Here is a 1,857-nt window from a genome sequence, read left to right on the forward strand (position 1 = left end):
TTACAAAATTGAAAGCAGAAAGCCCATCGGCTTTTAGCCGTGGGATGAATGCGTAGCGCCTTTAGGCGCAATCTAGTTTTTAACGTGTTTTTTGGTTAGCGATATATTTTTTAATTGTTTCACTTGATGCGTCTCCAGCAGTGCCACAAAAGTAACTTCTAGTCCACATCGAAGGTAGTTTTAATAGATGTGGAAATTCTTGCCTAAGAACTCTTGACGTGTATCCTTTTAGTCTAAACATAATTTGGTCTGGTGCTAAAGTAGGTGGACAACAAAGAAACAAATGTACATGGTCTTCCATGATTTCAAGAGCTATGATTTCACAATCTAGTTCTTTTGTTTTTTCATATAACAATTCCTCAAGTCGTTTAGCTACATCCCCAATAAGCACTTTTTTCCTTCTTTTAGGAATCCAAACAAAATGGTAATTGATAAGTGTAACTGATGTTGTTTTGTGTCTGTATTTGCTATTCATATCTCAAACAATGGTCGATAAGTTGTACCTATCAACCATACTGTATTATATTAGATATGTCGTCAACAGGTGAGCAAGTCCCCGACGGGCGCGGTTTCCGGCGATGGGGAACTTGCGAACCCGAAGGGTCGAAACGATGCTAGTTTTAGAAGCTAAGTTAAAAGGCAAACAAAGTCAGTACAATTCAATAGATGAAGCTATTAGAACTGCTTTGTTTATCCGTAACAAGGCTCTAAGACATTGGATGAATAACAAGGATGTTGGTAAGAATGACCTTCAAAAGCTTTGCGCTGTTTTAGCCAAGGAATTTGATTTTGCTACCAAACTTAACTCTATGGCGCGTCAAGCTTCTGCTGATAGAGCATGGCTTGCAATTAAACGTTTTTATGACAATTGTAAAAAACAAAAGTCAGGTAAGAAAGGATACCCGCGATTCAAAAAACGTGGTCATTCTGTAGAGTACAAAACAACTGGTTATAAGTTATCCGCTGATAAAAAATACATCATATTTAGTGATGGTTTTAATATTGGCAAGCTTAAATTAATTGGTACTCGTGACCTAAGTTTTTATTCCCCACCGCAGATTAAGCGAGTTAGAATAGTTAAACGTGCTGATGGTTATTTTTGCCAATTTTGTGTTGACGTAGAACGCACTGAACAACATCAGCATAGTGGAAATAAAGTTGGAATTGATGTAGGGCTTGAGTTTTTCTACACTGATTCGGAAGGACAGACAGTAGAAAATCCAAGACTACTACGGAAATCTGAAAAATCCTTAAAACGCAAACAACGCAAAGCATCAAAATGTAAAAAAGGTTCAATTAACCGTCGTAAAGCTGTTAATAAATTAGCTAAAAAACACCTCAAGGTAAGTAGACAGCGTAAAGATTTTGTTGTTAAGACAGCAAGAGCGCTTGTCCAGTCTAGCGATTTGGTAGTCTATGAGGACTTGCAGGTAAAAAACATGGTAAAAAACCACCGTTTAGCTAAATCTATCAGTGACGCATCGTGGTCATTGTTCACTGATTGGGTGGATTACTACGCCAAAGTTTTTGATATTTGGGCGATAGCAGTTGCACCACATTACACATCGCAAGACTGTTCTGTTTGTGGGACACAAGTTAAAAAGTCGTTGTCTACTCGTACCCATAGATGTAATAATTGTGGAACGGTGATGCACCGCGACCACAACGCGGCGATTATGATTTTGAATAAAGGATTAAAAAGTACCGTAGGGCATACGGAATCTAAAGCTTCTGGACAGAACGACCTCTGCTTAAGTGGGGAAACTCCTTTAAGTAAGTTGGCTGGTTGAAGGAAGAATCCCACGGCTTTTTATGAAAACGAGCGAAGCGATGTTTTCGTAGCCGTGGGAGTGTCAA

2 protein-coding genes are annotated in these 1,857 nt (G+C 38.7%); one reads left to right on the forward strand and one right to left on the reverse strand.

Translation table 11 applies throughout. The annotated features are described in order from the left end of the window. Positions 1 to 79 precede the first annotated feature (79 nt). On the reverse strand, positions 80 to 475 hold the full coding sequence (gene tnpA, locus AABK37_RS41190) for an IS200/IS605 family transposase (RefSeq protein ID WP_432557143.1): 396 nt from the start codon (positions 473 to 475) through the stop codon (positions 80 to 82). 136 nt (positions 476 to 611) lie between these two features. On the opposite strand from tnpA, the gene AABK37_RS41195 reads away from it, so the two are divergent. Next, positions 612 to 1,790, forward strand: coding sequence for an RNA-guided endonuclease InsQ/TnpB family protein (locus AABK37_RS41195; RefSeq protein WP_432557144.1), 1,179 nt, complete (start codon positions 612 to 614; stop codon positions 1,788 to 1,790). Positions 1,791 to 1,857: the final 67 nt, after the last annotated feature.

Origin of the sequence: Tolypothrix sp. VBCCA 56010, assembly GCF_050875635.1 — a bacterium.
Taxonomy (GTDB): Bacteria; Cyanobacteriota; Cyanobacteriia; order Cyanobacteriales; family Nostocaceae; genus Hassallia.

What these genes read in the sequence shown, in the direction of transcription:
- AABK37_RS41195 (WP_432557144.1), top strand. Translation starts at nt 612, where the DNA reads ATGCTAGTTTTAGAAGCTAAGTTAAAAGGCAAACAAAGTCAGTACAAT.
- tnpA (WP_432557143.1), bottom strand. Translation starts at nt 475, where the DNA reads ATGAATAGCAAATACAGACACAAAACAACATCAGTTACACTTATCAAT.